19 protein-coding genes and 1 pseudogene are annotated in these 21,880 nt (G+C 59.7%); 9 read left to right on the forward strand and 11 right to left on the reverse strand.

What is annotated here, in order from left to right; translation table 11 throughout:
- On the forward strand, window positions 1-966 hold the full coding sequence (locus ACOCLD_RS11870) for a FecR family protein (RefSeq protein WP_422909304.1): 966 nt from the start codon (window positions 1-3) through the stop codon (window positions 964-966).
- Between the two features lie 141 nt (window positions 967-1,107).
- Window positions 1,108-3,594 carry a TonB-dependent hemoglobin/transferrin/lactoferrin family receptor gene (locus ACOCLD_RS11875; RefSeq protein ID WP_422909305.1) on the forward strand — a complete coding sequence of 829 codons (2,487 nt, stop codon included), beginning with the start codon at window positions 1,108-1,110 and terminating at the stop codon, window positions 3,592-3,594.
- A gap of 93 nt (window positions 3,595-3,687) precedes the next feature.
- Here ACOCLD_RS11875 and ACOCLD_RS11880 read toward each other — a convergent pair whose 3' ends face one another.
- A complete protein-coding gene (locus tag ACOCLD_RS11880) occupies window positions 3,688-4,158 on the reverse strand; it encodes an RNA methyltransferase (RefSeq protein WP_422909306.1) in 471 nt (156 codons plus the stop codon).
- A gap of 239 nt (window positions 4,159-4,397) precedes the next feature.
- The gene (locus tag ACOCLD_RS11885; protein ID WP_422909307.1) at window positions 4,398-4,769 is read right to left on the reverse strand and encodes a YajD family HNH nuclease; all 372 of its coding nucleotides are present in this window, start codon (window positions 4,767-4,769) and stop codon (window positions 4,398-4,400) included.
- 123 nt (window positions 4,770-4,892) lie between these two features.
- On the opposite strand from ACOCLD_RS11885, the gene ACOCLD_RS11890 reads away from it, so the two are divergent.
- Window positions 4,893-5,192, forward strand: coding sequence for a hypothetical protein (locus ACOCLD_RS11890; RefSeq protein WP_422909308.1), 300 nt, complete (start codon window positions 4,893-4,895; stop codon window positions 5,190-5,192).
- An 11-nt stretch (window positions 5,193-5,203) separates the two neighbouring features.
- On the opposite strand, the gene ACOCLD_RS11895 is transcribed toward ACOCLD_RS11890, so the two are convergent.
- The 4 genes and pseudogenes from ACOCLD_RS11895 to ACOCLD_RS11910 all read right to left on the reverse strand — a co-directional run bounded on the left by ACOCLD_RS11895 (window position 5,204) and on the right by ACOCLD_RS11910 (window position 9,670).
- Complete coding sequence (locus tag ACOCLD_RS11895) at window positions 5,204-5,677, reverse strand: Crp/Fnr family transcriptional regulator (protein WP_422909309.1); 474 nt, start codon at window positions 5,675-5,677, stop codon at window positions 5,204-5,206.
- 117 nt (window positions 5,678-5,794) lie between these two features.
- A complete protein-coding gene (locus ACOCLD_RS11900; RefSeq protein ID WP_422911799.1) occupies window positions 5,795-6,790 on the reverse strand; it encodes a methyl-accepting chemotaxis protein in 996 nt (331 codons plus the stop codon).
- A 102-nt stretch (window positions 6,791-6,892) separates the two neighbouring features.
- Window positions 6,893-7,420 (reverse strand): annotated as a pseudogene (locus ACOCLD_RS11905) (MCP four helix bundle domain-containing protein); the annotation flags it as partial.
- Between the two features lie 219 nt (window positions 7,421-7,639).
- Complete coding sequence (locus ACOCLD_RS11910) at window positions 7,640-9,670, reverse strand: S9 family peptidase (RefSeq protein WP_422909310.1); 2,031 nt, start codon at window positions 9,668-9,670, stop codon at window positions 7,640-7,642.
- Between the two features lie 150 nt (window positions 9,671-9,820).
- Between ACOCLD_RS11910 and ACOCLD_RS11915 the strand changes: the two genes are divergently transcribed.
- From ACOCLD_RS11915 to ACOCLD_RS11930, 4 genes are all read left to right on the forward strand, one after another.
- Complete coding sequence (locus ACOCLD_RS11915) at window positions 9,821-10,294, forward strand: MFS transporter (protein ID WP_422909311.1); 474 nt, start codon at window positions 9,821-9,823, stop codon at window positions 10,292-10,294.
- Window positions 10,295-10,378: 84 nt separating this feature from the next.
- The gene (locus ACOCLD_RS11920; protein WP_257778534.1) at window positions 10,379-10,822 is read left to right on the forward strand and encodes an HIT family protein; all 444 of its coding nucleotides are present in this window, start codon (window positions 10,379-10,381) and stop codon (window positions 10,820-10,822) included.
- Complete coding sequence (locus ACOCLD_RS11925) at window positions 10,815-11,591, forward strand: class II glutamine amidotransferase (RefSeq protein WP_392539979.1); 777 nt, start codon at window positions 10,815-10,817, stop codon at window positions 11,589-11,591. The genes ACOCLD_RS11920 and ACOCLD_RS11925 overlap by 8 nt, the downstream gene beginning before the upstream one ends.
- 13 nt (window positions 11,592-11,604) lie before the next feature.
- A complete protein-coding gene (locus ACOCLD_RS11930) occupies window positions 11,605-12,129 on the forward strand; it encodes a DUF2937 family protein (protein WP_422909312.1) in 525 nt (174 codons plus the stop codon).
- Window positions 12,130-12,254: 125 nt separating this feature from the next.
- On the opposite strand, the gene ACOCLD_RS11935 is transcribed toward ACOCLD_RS11930, so the two are convergent.
- On the reverse strand, window positions 12,255-13,235 hold the full coding sequence (locus ACOCLD_RS11935; protein WP_422909313.1) for a DMT family transporter: 981 nt from the start codon (window positions 13,233-13,235) through the stop codon (window positions 12,255-12,257).
- A gap of 104 nt (window positions 13,236-13,339) precedes the next feature.
- Here ACOCLD_RS11935 and ACOCLD_RS11940 point away from each other — a divergent pair, with 104 nt between their 5' ends.
- A complete protein-coding gene (locus tag ACOCLD_RS11940) occupies window positions 13,340-14,227 on the forward strand; it encodes a LysR substrate-binding domain-containing protein (protein ID WP_422909314.1) in 888 nt (295 codons plus the stop codon).
- A gap of 30 nt (window positions 14,228-14,257) precedes the next feature.
- Here the strand turns inward: ACOCLD_RS11940 and ACOCLD_RS11945 are convergent, their stop codons facing one another.
- Genes ACOCLD_RS11945 through ACOCLD_RS11955 form a run of 3 tightly spaced genes read right to left on the reverse strand, consistent with a single transcriptional unit; the run spans window position 14,258 to window position 16,736 of the window.
- A complete protein-coding gene (locus ACOCLD_RS11945) occupies window positions 14,258-15,436 on the reverse strand; it encodes a vWA domain-containing protein (RefSeq protein ID WP_422909315.1) in 1,179 nt (392 codons plus the stop codon).
- A gap of 34 nt (window positions 15,437-15,470) precedes the next feature.
- Window positions 15,471-15,866, reverse strand: coding sequence for a GFA family protein (locus tag ACOCLD_RS11950; protein WP_422909316.1), 396 nt, complete (start codon window positions 15,864-15,866; stop codon window positions 15,471-15,473).
- Window positions 15,867-15,890: 24 nt separating this feature from the next.
- On the reverse strand, window positions 15,891-16,736 hold the full coding sequence (locus ACOCLD_RS11955) for an AAA family ATPase (protein ID WP_233684776.1): 846 nt from the start codon (window positions 16,734-16,736) through the stop codon (window positions 15,891-15,893).
- Window positions 16,737-16,951: 215 nt separating this feature from the next.
- Between ACOCLD_RS11955 and cysK the strand changes: the two genes are divergently transcribed.
- Window positions 16,952-17,926 carry a cysteine synthase A gene (cysK, locus tag ACOCLD_RS11960; RefSeq protein WP_422909317.1) on the forward strand — a complete coding sequence of 325 codons (975 nt, stop codon included), beginning with the start codon at window positions 16,952-16,954 and terminating at the stop codon, window positions 17,924-17,926.
- A gap of 160 nt (window positions 17,927-18,086) precedes the next feature.
- On the opposite strand, the gene metH is transcribed toward cysK, so the two are convergent.
- On the reverse strand, window positions 18,087-21,797 hold the full coding sequence (gene metH, locus ACOCLD_RS11965) for a methionine synthase (RefSeq protein ID WP_422909318.1): 3,711 nt from the start codon (window positions 21,795-21,797) through the stop codon (window positions 18,087-18,089).
- Between the last annotated feature and the right edge of the window lie 83 nt (window positions 21,798-21,880).

Consider the following 21,880-nt stretch of genomic DNA (forward strand, 5'->3'; position numbering starts at 1 on the left):
ATGCACAGGGAACATTCGCTTTCCATCGATGAGCAGGCGGCCATCTGGTTTAGCCGGCGTTGCCGCGGCCCGTTATCGAGCACTGAACAGGCGCAGCTGGATGTCTGGTTGGCGGCTGACCCGGCCCATGGGCGGGCACTGGCCGATATGCAGCTGATCTGGGCCGATCTTGATCTGCTGCCGCGACCCGTTTTGCCGGCGGCAGCTGTGCTGACCTTGCGGCCGAAGCGCAGTTGGCGACCGGGGCGCGCCTTGGCGGCTGCGGTGGTGCTGGTATGTGCGGTGTTGGCGGCGCCGCAGAACTGGTTTGGCGCGCCGCCAACCCAGGAATTGAGCCTGTCCAGTGCGCCGGGTGAGCAACGGCAGATCGAGTTGGCGGATGGCACTCGTATCGATCTTAATGTGGATAGCCAACTGCGTGTGCGTCTCTTTGAGGATCACCGCGAAGTTGAACTGCTGGCTGGTGAAGCCTTTTTCGCTGTGGCGGCTGATGCCTCTCGGCCCTTCGAAGTAATGGCTGGCGAGAGCAGCGTACGGGTGATCGGTACACGCTTTAGCGTGCGGCGCAGTGATGAGCGTCTGGCGGTGGCAGTGGAAAGCGGCAAGGTGGCGGTGCAGCCACAGGCCGGCAAGGCGCAGCAAGCGCTGTTAGGCGCGGGTGAGGGCATCGACTTCGATTACCGCAGCAAGACCTTGCAGCAACTGCGTCTGGGTAGCGAGGAGATTGCCAGCTGGCGACGTGGCCAACTGGTGTTTCGTGATCGGCCTTTGGCGCAGCTGCTGGATGAGCTGTCGCATTACCGCGCCGCCCCGGTGCGCCTGGCCCAAGCCAGCCTGGGCGAACGGCGCTTGTCCGGCAGCCTGAATATCGCCAAGCCGGATGATTTTCTTGCCGCGTTGCCGCAACTCTTGCCGGTTCGGGTTGAGCATCGCGGCGATGGTGTTGTGCTGATTCATCCCCTCTAAAAGCGAGCCTGCCTGGCAGGCTCTTTTGTATTTCTCTAAATGAAAATATTTTGCATTTGCATATGTGGGTTTCTCGGCCTGCTGCGTCTTCCTGTTGTCCGCCTTATGCGAGGGCGGTTTTGCAGTATCTGGGAGACTTGCATGAAAACCCGCACCACCCGTTTCGCCCTACGTCAGCTCTGTGCCAGCACCGCCATGGTCACCTGCCTGCTCAGTGGCAGTGTTCTGGCTCAGGAGTTCAGCTTCAACCTGCCGGCACAACCGATGGCCAGCGCCATCACCGCACTGGCTCAGCAGAGCCAGTTGCAGATCCTTTTCGATGAATCGCAATTGCGTGACCTACAGGCTCCGGCGCTGCTGGGAAGCTTTAGCGCGCGCGATGCGCTGGAGAAGCTGCTGGGTAATTCGGGACTGGAATTGATCGAAACAGATGGAAGTTATGTTGTCCGCCGTCAGGCGAAAGCTTCAACCGAAAGCAGCAATACCATCGTACTTGGTAGCACCACGGTGATGGGTAACCGGATAACCAGTCAAAGCGTAGGAAAATCAGTATTGACTCAGGAGGATATAAACCGTCAGCAGGCAGACAATATCGCGTCACTGCTCGACGTTTTGCCTGGAGTCAGTTCCAGCGGTTCGCCAAGACCCGGAGGGCAGACGCTGAATATATGGGGTATGGGTGATGTGGAGGACGTAAAAGTCATACTCGATGGTGCGCCGAAGGGCTTTGAGAAGTACCGTCAAGGCTCAGTTTTTATCGAGCCCGAGTTGATCAAGCATGTGGAGGTCGATAAAGGTCCGCATAGCATGATGTATGGCAATGGTGGCTTCGGTGGGGTGATTAAAGTCGATACCAAGGACCCAGTTGACCTGCTCCGTGATGGCAAAAATGTTGGTGCTTTTCTGAAGTACGGTTATCACAGCAATGATCACCAGGAAGTCTACAGTGGAGCAGTCTATGGGCAGACCGAGGGTCGTATGCTGGATGCGCTGCTGTTCCTCAATGGGCGTGAAGGGGACAACATCAAACGTCCGGATGGCACGCGTTTTGAATATTCCTCCAACAGTCTTGATGCCTTTCTGTTCAAGAGCAATTTGCGTCTAAATGACGAGCATGTCATCACTCTGTCGGCTATGCAGTCCGGCAGTAATGCTTGGGAGCCCTTTGCGGCCAAACGCGACGAAATGGCAGCACCGACTGCGGCGGAGATTGCTAAGTACGGTCTTGATGGTGCCTGGAAACGCAAGTTGGTTTATCGCGATCAGGACGACGAAAACTACTCGCTCAAATGGAACTACGCGCCGTTGGATAACCCGTTAATTAATATGACGGCTAGCTACGCTTATTCAAAAACCGATCAACATGACAAGCGCCCGGCTAATGCGAGTACAGGGTTTGCTTCATCGTTGGGCAATGAAAGTTGGGTTGATTACACCGATAGGCTTGCTGAGCTGAATAACGAAAGTCGCTTTACGACAGGCCTTTTTGATCACGTGGTGATGATCGGTGCGCAGTGGCATGGGCATGAGCGCGATACGCTTATGTTGGATCTCAGTAAAACCAAAGATAAAACCTATAACTACGGCCTTCTCCAGCCTTATTACATGCCATCTGGTGAGCAGGAAACCCGCAGTGGTTATATCCAGGATGCGATTACCATTGGTTCGGTGACCATTACACCCGCATTACGTTATGACCAAGTGTACAGCCGGGGTGAACCTAACCTGGCTTCACGCTTCAACAACCCCAATCCGGCAGTAGGTCATGATTTCGGCAGTGTGACCTACAGTGGTTGGTCACCACGCCTGGGGATCTTCTGGACGGCTACAGACAATTTGGCGTTCTTCGCGGACTACAGCAAGACCTGGCGTGCACCGCTAATCGATGAAATTTATGAGGTACAGAGTTCTTTGAGCAGTGTCCCTGCCACAAGCCGCAGCCTGGATCCAGAGCGCATTCGTGGTGTCCGTCTAGGCAGTATCGCCAACTTCAATGGCATGTTGCGTGACGGAGATAATCTGCAGGTCCGTACCACGCTATTCAGAAATCGTGGCAAGGATGAAATCTTCAAACGTACTGGTATTTCATGTGAAGAACAGATCAGTACGGGGGCTGGTAATAGTGTATGTGCCCAGCCGTTGAGTAATAACCGCAATTTGCCTGGGTATACGATTGAGGGCTTGGAAGTCGAATCTTTTTACGACAGCACAAGATTGTTTGGCAGCCTTTCTGTTTCCTACATTCGTGGTCAGCGCGATGCCTCTCCACGTAATCCATGGGGTGAAAAAACTTGGATAGCAGAAATCCCGCCACGTAAAGCTGTAGCCACTTTAGGGGTGAAAGTTCCGGAAGTTGATATGGCTTTTGGGTGGACGGGTAATTTTGTGCGCAAACAGGATCGCTCTCCGGCGGATGACGATCCATTAGCAAGTGGCTGGAGTCTTCCTGAGAGCCAGGGATATGCCTTACATGGTCTGTTCGCCACATGGCAGCCGAGTCAGATACAGGGTTTTGAGGCACGCCTTGCGGTAGATAACCTGTTTAACCGCGAGTACTACCCCTACCTTGGCGAAGCGGTTTCGGGTGTTGGCCGCAATATCAAGGTCAGCGTTTCACAGTTCTTTTAATGCGCTCAGATTAGTGTTTTCTTCTGGAAGAAAGCGGAGGGTTTTGCCGATGCGACGCTCCTTGTCCGGGTCATATGTGCACTATGTTGCTGCCTACTTGAGCCCAGGCCCGGACTTGGTGTTGATGCCTTTGGCCATACGGTCGTAGAGCACCACATTGACGGTCGCGGCGAGGTTCATGCAGCCCTGGGTGGGGATGTAGATCACGTCCTCACACCAGTCGAGGACTTCCTTGCTCAATGAGCCGTCTTCGGGACCGAAGATATAGATGGCGCGGTCGGGGTGGGTGTATTGCGGCAGCGGCCGTGCGCCTTCGACCAGCTCCACGGCCACCGGCGTGCAGCCGATGGGGATGATCTGCTGCAGGTCCTCCACACCGATCAGCGGAATATCCATGTAGATACGCTGGGTGTCGGTAACGAAGTCGCGGGCGCGGGCATAGCGTTTACCGCTGTAGAACACCGAGGCGGCGCCATAGCAGCCGGCTGCGCGCATTACCGAACCAACGTTTTCCGGGGATTTGGGGTTGAACAGGCCGATGCAGGCATATCTCTTGTTGGCCACGGTGGCACTCGCACAGAATTTTCGAAGGGATTATTGAGGCCGCGCCAAGGGGGCGGGCGACAAAAAGACGCGAGTATACCTGTATGGCCGCGTACTGATTTTTGTAGGAGTCAGCTCGCTGGCGATATAAGGCCCTACAGCATCGCCAATGAGCAGGTTGGCTAGGGCCGGCACCAGCGAAACCAAGTCGGTTACCGCCGTTGGACAATGCCGTAGCCGGATGCAATCCGGGCTACGGATCAGTTCTTCTTCATCCTGGCCGCCAGGTCGGCGAAGGGGTTGTGGGTCGCCTGGGCGGTCTTCGGTGTGCTGAGCGAACCTTCGCTGAAGTACTGCTGGTCGGTGTAACGCGCGTGTTCGTTGTCGTGGCAGTACAGGCACAGCAGCTCCCAGTTGGAGCCGTCCTGCGGGTTGTTGTCGTGATTGTGGTCGCGGTGGTGCACGGTCAGCTCGCTCAGGCGCTTGCCGGAAAACTCGCGGGCGCAGCGGCCGCAGACGTGCGGGTACATCTTCAGCGCCTTGTCGCGGTAGCCTTCTTCGCGCGTGCGCTGGGCCTCGGCGAGAATGCGGTCAAGCTTGCCGGTGGCGGAGGGGGATTTGTCGCTGCTCATCTGGAATCTCGCACGGTGGTCATGCCGCCAGTCTAGCCTTGCCGGTGGTCAGTGAGAACCGCCCGTGCGGCACTTAACGCCGTGGTTGCGGCCCAACTGAGTAACTGTATGGGAGATACCCGCATGCGCCTGACGACTCTGTTGTTTCTTGTAAGCGCGCTGGTCAGCACCTCGCTGCTGGCTCAACAACCGCCGAAAATGCCCGCCACGGGTCCTGCAGCGGGTGCCCCAGGCACGGCAACGCCGCAACCCTACGCACCGGCTGCGCTGCAGCATCTGCCGGCGCCAAGCCACAATAATCCGCCGTTGCTCAAGCAGGCACCGCTGCCGGAGTCCAGCCAGCCACGTCGCGATCAGGAGCTGCCGTTGCTGAAAGAACAGCGCGAACGTAATACCCAGCCGCTGCCAAAGTCCGACGAGTGAGTGGCTAGTCGCTAAAGCTGTTGCTCGACCAACTGTCCATCCGCCATACGCAAACGCCGGGACATGGCAATAGCGATGGCGCGAATCACCTTGGCGGCGGTCTTTGGCGCTTCGCCGAGCATCTTGTCCAGGGAGTCCCTGGCCAGCATCAGCAGACTGCAGTCGCTCACGGCAATGCAACTGGCCGAGCGGCGCTCGCCGTCGAGCACTGCCATCTCGCCAAAGGCGCGACCCTTGCGCAGCTTGGCCAGTTCGATGGTTTCGCCGCTGGAGTTGATCTTGCGCACCGAGACGGCCCCAGCATGGATGATGCACATAAAGGTGCCGGGGTCGCCCTCGCGGCAGATGCTGGCCTCCGGGGCACATTTGCTGATGTTGAAGTAGCCGGCGGCGCTGAGCAGCTCGTTCGGAGTGAGGCTGTCAAACAGGCCGCAGTCGAGCAGCATGTCGCGTATTTCATCAATTAATTGTGACTGGGCGGGCATGGACGGCAGCCTGGGATGGCGCGACATCTGTCGCATACGTTGACCTTAGCCGTCGGCCGTCACGCTTGCCAGCGCCGCCCGGTGCCTGCCGCCGAGTGGCGCTGGTGCGATATGAATCTAGAAACTGAAACGCTGCATGACGCCTTGCAAACGCCCGGACATGGCTTGCAGGGCCTGAATGGCTTGAACGATGCCGCCCTGAGCCGCCGAGTTTTCTTCGACGATTTGCGCTACCCGCTCCACGCTCATGGCCACCTGTTCGCTGGCGGCGCGTTGCTCCTGCAGCGACAGCGAGATCACGCTGACCGCCTGCAGTGATTCATTCAGGGCCTGGCGAATCCCGGTCATCGAACTGCTAGCCTGATCCACCAGCTGAGTGCCAATGCTGACCCGCTCACAGCCAGCGGCCATGCTGTTTTTCGCCTTGTGCATGCCGCTGTGAATGGCATCGACCAGGGCGATGATTTCCGTGGTCGAGTGGGCGGTGCGCCCAGCCAGGCTGCGCACCTCATCGGCGACCACGGCAAAGCCGCGGCCTTGCTCGCCGGCGCGCGCGGCTTCAATGGCGGCATTCAGGGCGAGCAGATTGGTTTGTTCGGCAATGCCGCGAATCACGTCGACAATTGCGCTGATATTGCGTGATTGCGCGGCCAGGGTTTCGACATCCTGCGAGCTTTCGGCCACCAGCTCGGCGATCTTGTGCATTTCTGTGGTGGCGCGGGCCATTACAGAAATACCTGCGTCGGTCATATCGCCGGCTTTCTTGGCCATGTCGTAGGTCTGTTGAGCGTTTTCGGCAATGTGATTGATGCTTACTGCCAGTTGCTCGACGGTGGCGGCCATGGCTGAGGCGGTGTCACTTTGCACGTTGGCGCTGGTCAGTACCTGTTCGGAGGAGGCGGCCAGTTGCAGGGTGGCGCACTCGATCTGTTCCGAAGCTTCGCCGATATTGCCGATCATGTCCTGCAGGCCACGGCGCATGCTCTGCACGGATTTCATCACGCCGGTCATCACCTGGTTGCCCAGACTCTTGCCGCCGCCGAGGCGGCCTTCGGCAATGCGTGCGCTGATCTCTTCCAGCTCGCCAGGTTCGGCGCCCAGTTGCCGGCTCATCAGGCGAATAAAATAGAACACCTGCGCCAGACCAATCAGCAGGGCAATCAGCAATACACTGATGCTCAGGTTGAGGTTGCTGGCATAGGCGGCTTCGCCCAGCTGGTATTGGCGCTTGGCTTCAATCAGTTGCACGTCGATCAGTTCGGCAAACTTTTCCGAGAGCGGGTCAATCAATGGGTAAAGCCGCTGGCTGGCAAAGGCGTCGATGCCGACTTTATCGCCACGATTGAGCAGGCTTTGCAGCTCATCCAGTGGTTGCCGGGCCTGTTCCATCAGCGGCTTGATCTGCTCGATAAGCCGGGTTTCTTCGGCAATCAGGCTGGTGTTCAGGTAGGCATTCCAGGTTTCCTCGATACGCACCTGAGCTTGCTCGATCAGCTGTTGCGCCGCCTTGTCATCCAGCTCGCCGCTGTGCGCTTTGTGCGTGGCGTCGACGATATTAACGGCGTACAGGTCGGCAATCAGCTTGAGGTCGCGAAGTGGCACCACGCGATCCAGATACACCGTCTGCAGGCCTTTGACGGTAGTTTGCAGGCCATACAAGCCAAGGCCGCCGACGCAGATCAGGCCGAACAGCAGGCAGCCGGAAAGAAGCAATAAATGGGTTCTGATCTTCCAGTTTTTCATCACGGACCGTCCATGGTGAGCAGGCAGTTGAATGGGTGAGATGGCAGTGCGCCAGCGTGCCGTTCAGCCTAGTCGAACTTGCACGTCAGGCAGGTTAAATCTGCATGAACGGTCAAGTAATTTTTCGCCCTAAACGTCCGCTGTTTAGCGCGAATTACTCTGAGCCTGCGCCGCTCTGCCAAGCCATATAACTCCGGCTGGCAGAGCGGCGAGGTGGACTCAAACCAGGCCCAGCACCTTGAGGATAAAGGCGTACTCCAGGGCGACATCCTTGAGCGCCTGATAGCGGCCGCTCATGCCGCCGTGGCCGGCATCCAGTTCGGTTTTCAGCAGCAGCAGGTTGCTGTCGGTTTTCTGCGCACGCAGCTTGGCCACCCATTTGGCGGCTTCCCAGTACTGCACGCGACTGTCGTTGTAGCCGGCTACGGCAAGAATCGCCGGGTAGTCCTGTGACTTCACGTTTTCGTAGGGTGCGTAGCTTTTGATGCGTTCAAACACATCAGGCTGGCTTGGATCACCCCATTCATCGTATTCGGTGACGGTCAGCGGCAGGTCGGGGTTCTGCATGGTGTTGAGCACATCGACAAACGGCACCTCGGCGATGGCGGCTGCAAACAGCTCGGGGCGCTGGTTGAGCACCGCGCCCATCAGCAGACCGCCGGCGCTACCACCGCTGATCACCAGTTGCTGAGCGCTGGTATAAGCGTTGGCGATCAGGTGTTCGGCACAGCCGATAAAGTCGTCGAAGGAGTTCTGTTTGTGTTCCAGCTTGCCGGCGCGATACCAGGCTTCGCCCAGCTCGCCGCCGCCACGCACATGGGCGATGGCAAAGATAAAACCGCGCTCAAGCAGCGACAGGCGCGCGTGGGAGAACCAGGGGTCGAGGTTTTCGCCATAAGCGCCGTAACCATACAGGTAGAGCGGCGCAGGGCTGCCGAGCACGTCGCGTTTGGCCACCAGGCTGATCGGCACCTGACTGCCGTCTGCGGCAGTGGCCCATAAGCGCTGGCTGACATAACTGTCGGCATCGAACGGTCCGAGTACCGGGGTTTGCTTGAGTACCACTTGCGCGCCCGTGGTCAGCGTCAGCTGACGCACCTGCGCCGGGCGATTGAGCGCTTCATAACGCAGGCGAATCGCCGGGCTGTCGAATTCCAGGCTGTCTTGCACATACAGGCTGTAGGCGGCGTCAGGCAGCTGCACGCGGTAGGTCGCTTGCCCCTGCGGCTGCACCTCGATAATCGGCAGGCCGTTCTCGCGCAGGCTGAGTATCAGGGCCTGCTGATTGAGGGTGACGCCTTCCAGCATCACCTGTGGGTCATGCTCGCGCAGCAATTGCCAATGGGCTCGTTGTGGGGCGGCTTCATTGGCGTACAGCAGAGCGAAGTTGATGCCGTGCTGGTTGCTGCGTATCAGCCAACGCCATTGCCCATCCAGCATGCCGTGGTCAACGTCATACTCGTGGCCTTCTTCGCGTGGGGCCACGCAGCTGAACGCGGCGTGTGGGGTGGCAGCATCCAGCACCCAGGCTTCGCTGGTGGTCTTGCTGCCCAGTTGCAGAATCAGCTGGCGCTCGGAGCTGCTGCGGTAGCAGCTGAGGAAGAAGCGCCCGTCCGGCTCGTGGAATACCAGCTCGGCCGCGTCAGTGCCGAGGCGGTGGCGATACAGCTTGTACGGGCGGTGGGTGTCGTCCAACTCGCCGAAGAACAGGGTCTGGCTGTCGTTGGCCCAGGTCATGCTGCCGTCGCAGTCCTTGAACGGCAGCTCGATCAGGCGGTCGTCGGCCAGTTCCTTGATGAACAGCTGGTAGGTTTCCTCGCCGCTGGTGTCCAGGCTATAGGCCAGGCGCTGGTGATCCGGGCTGATGCTGAAGGCGCCCAGCGAAATAAAGCCGCCATCGGCCAGGGCATTGGGGTCGAGCAGCAGCTGTTCGCTGCTCTCATCGACCGTCAGCGATCCATCGACGGGTTTGCGGCAGCGGTAATGCCTTGGGTATTCATCGCCAGCGGTGGTGCGCTGGTAATACAGATAGGGCCCCCAGGGCGACGGCAGGCTGAGGTCGGTTTCGCGGATGCGGCCCTTGATCTCCTGAAACAGGCTTTCGCGCAGCGTCAATTGTTCGCTGAGCTGCTGTTCCAGGTAGGCATTTTCCGCTTTGAGGTAATCAAGCACCTCAGTGCTGTCGCGGTTTTCCAGCCAGCGATAGGGGTCGGCAGCGTTCTCGACGCGGGCGATGGGGGCGTGGGGCATGAAAAACTCCTGTGGATGACGGCCGACAGCGGGGACGCCGAGGCAGGCAAAAGCCGTTATCATAAGCGCCACTTTGACCGTCAGCTGCTGAAATCTACGTGCTTTTATGCATGCGCCACCCGGTCTTCCATGTCAGAGAATGTGTGTTTTATGACTGAAAACGACTACCTGCTTGCCTGGGGCGCCTATCTGCTGGCGGCTCTTGGTTGTCTGTTGGTGTGGTTTCGCCTGACCAGTTGGATGTGGCGTTACCTGCGTGAGCCGCTGCGCGTGCTGGTATTGGTGCTGCTGTTCAGCCCGACCATTGTCGACCCTGGCAAGGAGCAATTCGCCCCCTCTATTGCCATCACCGCAATGGACCTGTTGCTTGGCGTCGGTAACAACGCCTGGCGCGCAGTGGCGGATTTGAGCATGTATGGCCTGATTGTATTTGGCTTGTACCTGCTGTTTGTCACCATCCGCTGGCCTATAGAGCGCTGGTGGCAAGGGCGTAAAGGGCCTGCGCCGATAGCCGATGACGAGCCGACCCTGCGCGAGATGATGTCGCGCGACGAGCAGGATTTTGGCGACACCCGTTACGATGCCCGTGGCGACCGCCGCCTGCGCGTAGAACCCCGTCTGTAACGCAAGCGGCGGCGTCCGATGCCGCTGCCCTTGCGCCAACGCACACAGCCGTTCAGCATGGCCCAGCAAAAATAAGGAGGGGTTATGGAGTGTGTGTTCTGTGCAATTGCCGCCGAGCAACTGCCTGCCGAGCGTATCTATGAGGACGAGCACTTTATCGTCCTGCTGGATATCTTCCCCTTGCGCCCGGCTCATGTGCTGATCGTCAGCCGCGAGCACGCGCCGTTTCTCAAGGACCTTTCCACTGCTGCCGCAGATGCGCTGCTGCCATTGGCGCAGCGGATTGCCGCCGCCCTGCGTGCGGCTGGCTATGGCGAGCAGGGCATCAATTTTCTGATCAATGACGGGCCGACCTCCAACCAGCATGTGCCACACCTGCATCTGCACCTGATTCCACGGCGCCGCGGCGATGTCATGCAGCTGCTCTGGCGCGCCCTGACGCGTTTTCTGCCGTTGGCGCGCAAACGTATCGAGGCGCGGTTGGCGCTTGAGGCGCAGCAACTGCGCGAGGCTTTAGCCAATGTGTGAATTGCTGGGCATGAGCGCCAATGTGCCGACCGATATCGTCTTCAGCTTTACCGGGCTGATGCAGCGCGGCGGACGTACTGGCCCGCACCGTGATGGTTGGGGCATCGGTTTTTATGAAGGGCGCGGCCTGCGTCTGTTTCAGGACCCGCGTGCGAGCAGCGAGTCGGAGGTGGCGCAGCTGGTGCAGCGCTACCCGATCAAGAGCGAAGTGGTAATTGGCCATATTCGCCAGGCCAATGTCGGCCGGGTCTGTCTGGCCAACACCCATCCGTTTGTCCGCGAGATGTGGGGGCGCAACTGGTGCTTTGCGCATAACGGCCAGCTGGCTGATTTAACACCGCAATTGGATAACTACCGGCCGATTGGCGACACCGACAGCGAAGCGGCCTTCTGTGATTTGCTCAATCGCCTGCGTCAGGCCTTTCCCGAACCTGTGGCGGTGGATGTGTTGTTGCCTACCTTGGTCAACGCCTGCGTTGGTTATCGTCAGCACGGCGTGTTCAATTGCCTGCTCAGCGACGGCGACTGGCTGTTCAGCTTCTGCTCCAGCAAGCTCGCGCATATCACCCGGCGCGCACCGTTTGGCCCGGCGCACCTGAAAGATGCCGATATGCAGGTGGATTTCCAGGCAGAAACCACGCCCAACGATGTGGTCACGGTGCTGGCCACTGAGCCCTTGACTGATAACGAGAGCTGGACCTTGTACCAGCCGGGAGAATGGCGCTTGTGGCGTGGCGGCGAATGCATCGCGCAGGGCCTGACGGACTGAATGGGGAGGGGAGATGATTAGAAGCTATCTGCGGTTGGCCTTGTTTGCCCTAGGGTTGCTGATTGGCGTCCAGGTGCCGGGTTTTATTGATGACTACAGCAAGCGCGTCGAAGCCCATCGCATCGAATCGGAGCTGGGCCTCAAAGGCTTCCGGGAAACGGCGAAGCGCTTTTTCAAAGGCGATCTGGTGGCCCTGGTCGGCCATTACCAGGCCAGCGCTGACCCGGTAATGCGCAGTGACGCGCAGAGCCTGGGTACGCTGGTCGAGCGTTCGGCCTTTCTGGAGCGTGAAAGCAAGGCCATGCAAGGCCCTTGGTACGCTCAGGTCTGGCATCTGGCCACCGCGGCTGATCATGAGTTGATGGCGGAAACCTTCGCCGCTTACCGCTACCAGGTGCTGTTGGCCCCGGAAGCCATCGCCTGGGGCATCGCCTGTGCACTGCTGCTGGCCTGGCTACTGGAAAGCCTGGCGCTGCTGATCGGCATGCTGTTTGGCGCGGGCCACAGCCAGAAGGTGCAGCAGCGGCACTGGCGCTAGGTTTTACGATCAGCCTTTTGGTCTTAGCGAGGGGCTTTGTGGGAGGGGCTTTAGCCGCGACAGCTCTTGCAGGCCTGAATGCGTCGCGGCTAAAGCCCCTCCCACGGACAGCTGCAGCCGTCAGTCTAGTGGCTTGATGAAACGGGTTTGGCACGGCTCTGGGCGGTGTCAGTTTGGTTAACAGGCTTTGCTTGAATGGCCAGTGCCTTACGTCGCGACACCAGCAACACCCCCGCCAGTACCAAAGCGGCGCCTGCCAACTGAGCCAGCGACACCGGTTCTGCCAGCAGCATCCAGGCAAAGACAATCGTCAGAATCGGCCCCAGCGTGCCAATCAGCACGGTACGCGCCGAACCGATCAGACGCAGCGCAGCCGATTGCCAGAAGATCGGCAGCACCGTGGAGAAAATCGCCATCGCTGCGCTGTAGGCGTACACCTCAACCGGTAGTTGTAGGGCGCTGAACGGCTGGGTGGCGAGGAAGTGCAGCTGCGTGGCAAAGGTGGAAACGATGATTGCCAGGGCCGCAAAGCGGATGGTGCCCAACCGATGAATCGCCACTTCGGCCCCGGAACTGTACAGCGCGTAGGACAACGCCGAGCCGAAAACAAATGCCGCGCCGATCAGCACCGCCTTGAGGTCTTCTGCCACCTGCAGGTCATGGGCGAAGGCCAGGCCGATACCGGCGTAGGTCAGCAGCAGTGCGGCAATCTGACGTTTCTCCAGGCGCTTGCCCATAAACAGCACGCCGATCAGCACGGTCATGGTCGGGTAGATAAACAGGATCAAGCGCTCCAGCGCCGCCGAGATGTACTGCAGGCCGATGAAGTCGAGGATGCTGGCGCCGTAGTAGCCGAGCAGCCCCAGCGCCACCAGCATGCCCCAGTCCTTACGGGTCAGCGGTGGTGCGTTGCGGCACAGCCACAGCGTGGCCCAGAGGGCGATGGGCAGGGCAAAGCTCATGCGCAGGGCGAGCAGGGTGACGGCATCCACCGGCGCGGCGGCGTAGGCCAACTTGACGAAGATGGCTTTGAACGAGAAGCCAAAGGCGGCAAGGATCGCCAGTGCGATACCCACGCGCTCAGTTGACCAGGTTTTCCATGGCATCTGGGGTGAATCCTTACGTGTTGTGCTGTGCCGAATGATGAAGGGTATAGAATTGCCTTGGAATTGGCTTTTCCATAACGGATCGTTCGGATTTAACTAACGCTATGCAATATGACCTGACTGATCTGCGCCTGTTTGTCGCCATCGCCGAGGCAAAAAAACTCACCCGTGGGGCTGAGCGCGTGCACCTGGCGGCCTCGTCGGCCAGCCATCGCCTGCGTCAGCTCGAAGCATCGATTGGCACGCCGCTGCTGCTCCGCGAACCGCGCGGCGTCAGCCTGACCCGCGCCGGCGAGGCGTTACTGCGCCATGCGCGCCAGGTATTTGCCCAGCTTGAGCAGATGCATGCCGACCTGACGCCCTACGCCAAAGGCGTGCGTGGGCATGTCAGCCTGTGGGCCAACACCCACGCCACCCATACCTTTCTGCCCGACAGCCTGGCGACGTTTTTGCAGCGTCATCCGCAAGTCAGTATCTCTCTGGAGGAACACACCAGTCCCGATGTATTGATGGCGGTGGCGCGTGGTGAGGTGGAAGTCGGCGTGGTAGCGGGGACGATGGAAGGTGCCGAGGTTGAGCTGATTCCATACCGAGCCGACCGCCTGGTGCTGATTGCACCGACTGATCACCCGCTGGCCACGCTTACCAGCAGCCTGTTTGCCGAGGTACTGGATTATCCCTTTGTCATGCTGCATTCAGGTTCGGCGATTCACACCTTCACCATGAATGCTGCCGCCGCGCTGGGGCGACATCTGGAGGTGCGGATTCAGGTGCGCAGCTTTGAGGCGGTGTGTCGCATGGTCAGTGCAGGCGTGGGTATCGGCATGGTGCCGCGCAGTGCCGTAACGGCTGGGGCACCGCTCGCGGTGATTGAGCTGGAAGAACCCTGGGCGCAGCGGGACTTGAAGGTCTGTGTGCGCAAGCGCGAGCTGTTATCAGGATTTGCTGCGGAGCTGGTCGACTGCCTGACCGCTAGCGGTACGGCAGGCTAAACAAAACGGGCCCTGTTGGGCCCGTTGGTCTTACTTGGAGAGAAAGCGCATGCCTTCTTCCAGGCCTTGCAGAGTCAGTGGGTACATCTGGTCTTCCACCAGCTCGCGCATGATGTTGGTCGAGGCGGTGTAGTTCCAGGTGTCCTTGGGGTAGGGGTTGATCCAGATAAGCTTCTTGTACTTCTCCATAAAGCGCTTGATCCAGACGTAACCCGGCTCCTCGTTCCAGTGCTCGACGCTGCCGCCGGCCTGGGTGATCTCATAGGGCGCCATGGCCGCATCGCCGACAAACACCACTTTGTAGTCCGCGCCGTACTTGTGCAGCAGGTCCTGGGTGGAAAAACGCTCTGACGTGCGGCGCAGGTTGTTCTTCCACACCGACTCGTACACGCAGTTATGGAAGTAGAAGTACTCCATATGCTTGAACTCGGTCTTGCAGGCGGAAAACAGCTCTTCGCAGACCTTGACGTGGGCGTCCATCGAGCCGCCTATGTCGAACAGGATCAGCAGTTTCACCGCATTGCGCCGCTCCGGGCGCATCTGAATATTCAGCAGGCCGCCGTCTTTCGCGGTGTGGTCGATGGTGCCGTCCAGGTCCAGCTCGTCCTGCGCGCCCTGGCGGGCGAACTTGCGCAGGCGACGCAGGGCCACCTTGATATTGCGTGTACCCAGCTCGACCTGATCATCTAGGTTTTTGTACTCGCGCTGATCCCAGACCTTGACCGCCTTGCCCTGGCGCTTGCCAGCGTCACCCACACGGATGCCTTCCGGGTTGAAGCCGCCGGAGCCAAATGGGCTGGTGCCGCCGGTGCCGATCCACTTGTTGCCGCCCTCGTGGCGTTCCTTCTGCTCCTCAAGGCGCTTCTTGAATTCCTCGATCAGCTTGTCCAGGCCGCCGAGGGATTCGATCTTGGCGCGTTCCTCGTCGGTCAGCGAGCGTTCGAACTCCTTGCGTAGCCACTCATCGGGGATTAACGCCTCGATATGCTGGTTAAGGTTTTCCAGGCCTTTGAAGTAGGCGCCGAACGCGCGGTCGAACTTGTCGAAATGCCGCTCGTCCTTGACCAGAATGGCGCGGGCGAGAAAGTAGAACTCGTCCATATCGGCGAACACCACGTTGTGTTTCAACGCGTTGACCAGATCGAGCAGCTCGCGCACCGACACCGGTACCTTGGCGGCGCGCATTTCGTTAAACAGGTTGAGCAGCATGGCTGCGCCCTCGTGAATTCAACTGACTATGGCGCTAGGAGCGCCGCTCCAATGGCAGGCCATCGTTGATGGCGTACCAGTCGGCCTTCGATTCCGGAAAAATATGCTTTTGCGCGATTTCCCCCACTGGCGTGTCCAGCGTGCCCAGCGCGACTGACAGCCAGTTCGGGTGGGGCTGTTCGCTGTACCACTGCAGGGTCGAGCCACAGTGTTTGCAAAAGGTCCGCGTTACCCCCGGCGAGGACTGGTAGATACCCAGTGATTCCTCGCCTTGGGTGAAGTGGAAATCCTTGCGCCGCACATTGGCGTAAGTGGCGAATGCCGCGCCATGGGCTTTGCGGCACATCGAACAGTGGCAATGAGTCGCCGACTCGATAGGTGCATCGATGCGGTATTTCACTGCTGCGCAAAGGCAACTGCCGCTGTGCATGGATTCGCCTCCCGCGGCCACTGCTTAGCGCGAAGCGCGGCGGCTCATAAAGGCCAGGCGCTCCAGCAGCTGCACATCCTGCTCGTTCTTCACCAGGGCACCGGCCAGTGGCGGGATGGCCTTGGTCGGGTCGCGTTCACGCAGCACAGCTTCGCCGATGTTGTCGGCCATCAGCAGTTTCAGCCAGTCGACCAGTTCGCTGGTGGACGGCTTCTTCTTCAGGCCTGGCACCTTGCGCACGTCGAAGAACACGTCCAGCGCTTCGGCGACCAGGTCCTTCTTGATGTCGGGGTAGTGCACATCGACAATCTTCTGCAGGGTCGCGCGATCCGGGAAGGCGATGTAGTGGAAGAAGCAGCGGCGCAGGAAGGCGTCCGGCAGTTCCTTTTCGTTGTTCGAGGTGATGATGATGATCGGGCGTTGCTTGGCCTTGATCGTCTCGTTGGTCTCGTAAACGTAGAACTCCATCTTGTCGAGTTCTTGCAGCAGGTCGTTGGGGAACTCGATGTCGGCCTTGTCGATTTCGTCGATCAGCAGAATGACGCGCTCTTCGGACTCGAAGGCCTCCCACAGCTTGCCTTTCTTGATGTAGTTGCGTACGTCGTGAACCTTGTCGGAATCCAGCTGCGAATCGCGCAGGCGGCTGACCGCGTCGTACTCGTACAGGCCTTGATGGGCTTTGGTGGTGGACTTGATGTGCCAGGTGATCAGGCGCGCACCGAAGGATTCGGCCAGTTGTTCGGCCAGCATGGTTTTACCGGTGCCCGGCTCGCCTTTGACCAGCAGCGGACGCTGCAGGGTGATGGCGGCATTGACCGCGAGCTTGAGGTCGTCGGTGGCGACGTAGGACTGGGTGCCTTCGAACTTCATCGGTAAATCCTCGAACGGTAACGCGCAGGGCCATACCTGCGGGTTCAGTATTTGAAAAAACAGACTATAACGCGCAGCCCCGGTGACTGTGAACGCAGACGGGCCATTCAGTCACTGAATGGCGGGTCACCCAGCCTCTGTTGCCAGGCTGGACGCAGGCGGGCGGGCGTTTTAGTCTGGCTGACTTTCGGCAACCACTGCACAAGGACCTCGCCATGAGCCGCATCTTCGCAGACAACGCACAAGCTATCGGCAACACCCCGCTGGTTCGCATCAATCGCCTGGGGCCGGCTGGGGTAACCATCCTGGCCAAGATCGAGGGGCGCAACCCGGCCTACTCGGTGAAGTGCCGGATCGGCGCGAGCATGATCTGGGATGCCGAGGAGCGCGGCGTGCTCAAACCCGGCATGACCATTGTCGAACCAACTTCGGGCAATACCGGCATCGGCCTGGCCTTTGTGGCTGCTGCGCGCGGCTACAAGCTGCTGCTGACCATGCCGGCTTCAATGAGCCTGGAGCGGCGCAAGGTGCTCAAGGCTCTGGGGGCCGAACTGGTGCTGACCGAGCCGGCCAAGGGCATGAAGGGCGCCATTGAGAAGGCCACGGAAATCGCCGCCTCTGACACTGCTACCTACTTTATGCCGCAGCAGTTCAACAACCCGGCCAACCCGGCGATCCATGAAAAGACCACCGGCCCGGAAATCTGGAACGACACCGAGGGCGCGATTGACGTACTGGTGGCAGGCGTAGGCACCGGCGGTACCATCACCGGTATTTCGCGCTACATCAAAAACACTCAGGGCAAGCCGATCCTTTCGGTGGCGGTCGAGCCAATCAGCTCGCCGGTGATCACCCAGACCATTGCCGGTGATGAAGTCAAACCCAGCCCGCACAAGATCCAGGGCATCGGCGCCGGTTTTGTTCCAGGCAACCTTGACCTGAGCATGGTTGACCGGGTTGAGCTGGTGACCGATGACGATGCCAAGGCCGTGGCCTTGCGTCTGATGCGTGAAGAAGGGATTCTCTGCGGGATTTCCTGTGGTGCGGCTATGGCGGCGGCATTGCGCGTGGCCAACGAGCCGGGCATGCAGGGCAAGACTATTGTGGTGATCCTGCCGGACTCCGGCGAGCGCTACCTGTCGAGCATGCTTTTCAGCGATATGTTTACTGAGCAGGAACTGCAGCAGTAACCCGAGGCAGCCACACCCTGTGGGAGAGGCTTTAGCCGCGAAGCAGCTGTTTAAAGCCCGCCGCTAAAGCGCCTTCCAGGTAAAAGAAATGCCGCTCACCTGATAGGTGAGCGGCATTTTTATTGGGCCTGTTTTATTGGGCCAGTAGCGAGGGTGTTACTTAGTTGTCATAGCCCAGGTTGGGCGCCAACCAGCGCTCACTGACGTTCAAGTCCTGCTTCTTGCGGGTGGTGTAGTTTTCCACCTGGTCCTTGTCGATTTTGCCGACCGCAAAGTACTGCGCCTGCGGGTGAGCAAAGTACCAGCCGGACACCGCGGCTGCCGGGAACATGGCGTAGTGTTCGGTAAGGAATACACCGCTGTTGCCGGCCTTGTTGAACTCGGCCGCCGGGTCAAGCAGGGCGAACAGGGTTTTCTTCTCGGTGTGGTCCGGGCAGGCCGGGTAGCCGGGAGCGGGGCGGATACCTTTATAGGCTTCCTTGATCAACTCCTCGTTGGACAGCTGCTCGTCCGGCTCATAACCCCAATACGTGGTACGCACCTCTTTGTGCAGCCACTCGGCGCAGGCTTCGGCCAGGCGGTCGGCCAGGGCTTTGACCATGATCGAGTTGTAGTCGTCGCCGGCGTCCTGATAGGCCTTGGCCACTTCCTCGGCACCGATACCGGCGGTGGTGATAAAGCCGCCCACATAGTCGGTGATACCGCTGTCTTTCGGTGCAACAAAGTCGGCCAGCGAGTAGTTCGGCTTGCCGTCTGGCTTGATGGTCTGCTGGCGCAGGTGGTGCAGGGTGGCCAGTTTCTCGCCGTTGTCGGCGTAGACATCCAGATCGTCGTCATTCACCTGGTTGGCGGGCCAGAAGCCGAAGACCGCGCGGGCGCTGATGAGCTTTTCGTCGATCAGCTTTTTCAGCATGGCCTGAGCATCGGCGTACAAGGCCGTTGCCGCTTCGCCGACCACTTCATCGGTGAGGATGCGCGGGAACTTGCCGGCCAGGTCCCAGGAGATAAAGAACGGCGTCCAGTCGATGTACTCGGCCAGGGTCGCCAGGTCGATGTTGTCCAGCACCTTGACGCCGGTAAAGCTCGGCACGCTGGGCTGGTAACTGGCCCAGTCAAACTGCGGTTTGTTGGCGACCGAGGCGGCGTAGCTCAAACGCTCGGTGCGTGCACTGCGGTTGGCGGTGCGCTCGCGCACTTCGATGTAGTCGAGGCGAGTGCGCTCAACGAAATCCGTTTTCAGCTCTTTGGACAGCAGCTGAGTGGCTACGCCCACAGCACGCGAGGCGTCGGTGACGTACACCACGGCGTCGTTCTGGTACTTGGGTTCGATCTTCACCGCCGTGTGGGCTTTCGAGGTGGTGGCGCCGCCGATCATCAACGGCAGGTGGAAATCCTGGCGCTGCATTTCACGGGCGACATGCACCATCTCGTCGAGCGATGGGGTGATCAGGCCGGACAGGCCGATGATGTCGCACTTCTCGTCCTTGGCCACCTGCAGGATTTTCTCGGCCGGCACCATCACGCCCAGGTCAACGATGTCGTAACCGTTGCAGCCCAAGACCACACCGACGATGTTCTTGCCGATGTCGTGCACGTCGCCTTTTACCGTGGCCATGAGGATCTTGCCCTTGGCTTCCGGCTTGTCGCCTTTTTCGGCCTCGATAAACGGAATCAGGTGCGCCACCGCCTGTTTCATCACGCGGGCGGACTTGACCACCTGCGGCAGGAACATTTTGCCCGCGCCGAACAGGTCACCGACCACGTTCATGCCAGCCATCAACGGGCCTTCGATCACTTCGATTGGGCGCGCGCATTGCTGGCGGCATTCTTCGGTGTCTTCGACGATGTGCGTGGTCACGCCCTTGACCAGCGCGTGCTTGAGCCGCTCAACCACGTTCCAGGTGCGCCACTCTTCGGTTTCCGCTTCCTTGACGCTGCCGTCGCCCTTGTAATTGTCGGCAATCGCCAGCAGCGCTTCGGTGGCGCCGGCGTTGCGGTTGAGCACCACGTCCTCCACCGCGTCGCGCAGCTCTTTGGGAATCTCGTCGTAGATTTCCAACTGGCCGGCGTTGACGATGCCCATGGTCAGGCCGTTCTGGATTGCGTAGTACAAGAACACCGAGTGAATCGCTTCACGCACCGGGTTGTTGCCACGGAAGGAGAACGACACGTTGGACACGCCGCCGCTCGACAAGGCATAGGGCAGGTGGTCGCGGATATAGGCGCAGGCCTCGATAAAGTCGACCGCGTAGTTATTGTGCTCCTCGATGCCGGTGGCCACGGCGAAGATGTTCGGGTCGAAGATGATGTCTTCCGGCGGGAAGCCCACTTCGTTGACCAGAATGTCGTAGCTGCGCTGACAGATCTCGCGCTTGCGCTCGGCGGTGTCAGCCTGACCGACCTCGTCGAAGGCCATGACCACCACGGCGGCGCCATAGCGTTTGCACAGACGGGCGTGGTGCTTGAATTGCTCGACGCCTTCCTTCATCGAAATCGAGTTGACGATGCCCTTGCCCTGGATGCATTTCAGGCCGGCTTCGATCACTTCCCACTTGGAGGAGTCGATCATGATCGGTACGCGGGAGATGTCCGGCTCGCCGGCAATCAGATTCAAGAAGGTGACCATGGCCTTCTGTGAATCGAGCATGCCCTCATCCATGTTGATGTCGATCACCTGGGCGCCGGCTTCGACCTGCTGCAAGGCGACTTCCAGGGCTTCGGTGTAGTTGTCCTCGCGGATCAACCGGGCGAACTTGGCCGAACCGGTTATATTGGTGCGCTCGCCGACGTTGATAAACAGCGAGTTGCGGTCGATGGTGAAGGGCTCCAGGCCGGACAGGCGACAGGCCTTGGGAATATCCGGAATGGCGCGCGGCGGGTATTTGCTTACCACTTCGGCAATCGCCTGGATATGCGCCGGCGTAGTGCCGCAGCAGCCGCCGACAATGTTCAAAAAGCCCGAGGCGGCAAACTCTTCAACTACTACGGCCATTTCCGCCGGGGTTTCGTCGTACTCACCAAAGGCATTCGGCAGGCCGGCGTTGGGGTGCGCGGAGACAAAGGTGTCGGCTTTGTTGGCCAGCTCTTCCAGATATGGGCGCAGGTCGCTGGCACCGAGGGCGCAGTTCAGGCCCACGGAAATCGGCTTGGCGTGGCGCACCGAGTTCCAGAAGGCTTCAGTGGTCTGCCCGGACAGGGTACGGCCGGAGGCGTCGGTGATGGTGCCGGAGATCATGATCGGCAGCTCGAAGCCCTGCTGCTCGAAGACTTCCTGCACAGCGAAAATCGCCGCCTTGGCGTTCAAGGTGTCGAAGATGGTTTCGATCAGAATCATGTCCGCGCCGCCTTCGATCAGGCCGCGGGTGGCTTCCACATAGTTTTCCACCAGCTCGTCGAAGGTGACGTTGCGGTAGCCAGGGTTGTTCACATCCGGGGAGATCGAGCAGGTGCGGCTGGTTGGGCCCAGTACGCCGGCGACGAAACGCGGGCGATCGGGGGTTTCCAGGGTCTTGGCATCGGCCACGCTGCGGGCCAGACGCGCGCCCTCAACGTTCAGCTCATACACCAGGCTTTCCATGCCGTAGTCGGCCTGGGACACCTGGGTGGCGTTGAAGGTGTTGGTTTCGAGGATGTCCGCGCCAGCATCCAGATACGCCTTTTCGATGGCGCCGATCACGTCCGGACGGCTGAGGATCAGCAGGTCGTTGTTGCCTTTGACGTCCTGCGGCCAATCGGCGAAGCGTTCACCACGGTAATCGGCTTCCTCCAGCTTGTAACTCTGGATCATGGTGCCCATGCCGCCGTCGAGGATCAGGATGCGCTCGGAAAGAGCCTTCTGCAGAGCGTGGAGACGGGCGGTGCGATCGGACATGGGGAACTACCTGGGGAGCGGAAACAAAGGCGGCGATGATAGCAAAGCTGCGTGCTTTTGCAGTGGTCTGCGCTTTCACATGA

The organism is Pseudomonas cimarronensis (assembly GCF_049331905.1).
Classification (GTDB): Bacteria; Pseudomonadota; Gammaproteobacteria; order Pseudomonadales; family Pseudomonadaceae; genus Aquipseudomonas.

Excerpts from the sequence above, each read along its gene's own strand:
- ACOCLD_RS11870 (WP_422909304.1), top strand. The coding sequence starts at position 1 with ATGCACAGGGAACATTCGCTTTCCATCGATGAGCAGGCGGCCATCTGG.
- ACOCLD_RS11875 (WP_422909305.1), top strand. The coding sequence starts at position 1,108 with ATGAAAACCCGCACCACCCGTTTCGCCCTACGTCAGCTCTGTGCCAGC.
- ACOCLD_RS11885 (WP_422909307.1), bottom strand. The coding sequence starts at position 4,769 with ATGAGCAGCGACAAATCCCCCTCCGCCACCGGCAAGCTTGACCGCATT.
- ACOCLD_RS11890 (WP_422909308.1), top strand. The coding sequence starts at position 4,893 with ATGCGCCTGACGACTCTGTTGTTTCTTGTAAGCGCGCTGGTCAGCACC.
- ACOCLD_RS11895 (WP_422909309.1), bottom strand. The coding sequence starts at position 5,677 with ATGCCCGCCCAGTCACAATTAATTGATGAAATACGCGACATGCTGCTC.
- ACOCLD_RS11900 (WP_422911799.1), bottom strand. The coding sequence starts at position 6,790 with ATGAGCCGGCAACTGGGCGCCGAACCTGGCGAGCTGGAAGAGATCAGC.
- ACOCLD_RS11910 (WP_422909310.1), bottom strand. The coding sequence starts at position 9,670 with ATGCCCCACGCCCCCATCGCCCGCGTCGAGAACGCTGCCGACCCCTAT.
- ACOCLD_RS11915 (WP_422909311.1), top strand. The coding sequence starts at position 9,821 with ATGACTGAAAACGACTACCTGCTTGCCTGGGGCGCCTATCTGCTGGCG.
- ACOCLD_RS11920 (WP_257778534.1), top strand. The coding sequence starts at position 10,379 with ATGGAGTGTGTGTTCTGTGCAATTGCCGCCGAGCAACTGCCTGCCGAG.
- ACOCLD_RS11925 (WP_392539979.1), top strand. The coding sequence starts at position 10,815 with ATGTGTGAATTGCTGGGCATGAGCGCCAATGTGCCGACCGATATCGTC.
- ACOCLD_RS11930 (WP_422909312.1), top strand. The coding sequence starts at position 11,605 with ATGATTAGAAGCTATCTGCGGTTGGCCTTGTTTGCCCTAGGGTTGCTG.
- ACOCLD_RS11935 (WP_422909313.1), bottom strand. The coding sequence starts at position 13,235 with ATGCCATGGAAAACCTGGTCAACTGAGCGCGTGGGTATCGCACTGGCG.
- ACOCLD_RS11940 (WP_422909314.1), top strand. The coding sequence starts at position 13,340 with ATGCAATATGACCTGACTGATCTGCGCCTGTTTGTCGCCATCGCCGAG.
- ACOCLD_RS11945 (WP_422909315.1), bottom strand. The coding sequence starts at position 15,436 with ATGCTGCTCAACCTGTTTAACGAAATGCGCGCCGCCAAGGTACCGGTG.
- ACOCLD_RS11950 (WP_422909316.1), bottom strand. The coding sequence starts at position 15,866 with ATGCACAGCGGCAGTTGCCTTTGCGCAGCAGTGAAATACCGCATCGAT.
- ACOCLD_RS11955 (WP_233684776.1), bottom strand. The coding sequence starts at position 16,736 with ATGAAGTTCGAAGGCACCCAGTCCTACGTCGCCACCGACGACCTCAAG.
- cysK (WP_422909317.1), top strand. The coding sequence starts at position 16,952 with ATGAGCCGCATCTTCGCAGACAACGCACAAGCTATCGGCAACACCCCG.
- metH (WP_422909318.1), bottom strand. The coding sequence starts at position 21,797 with ATGTCCGATCGCACCGCCCGTCTCCACGCTCTGCAGAAGGCTCTTTCC.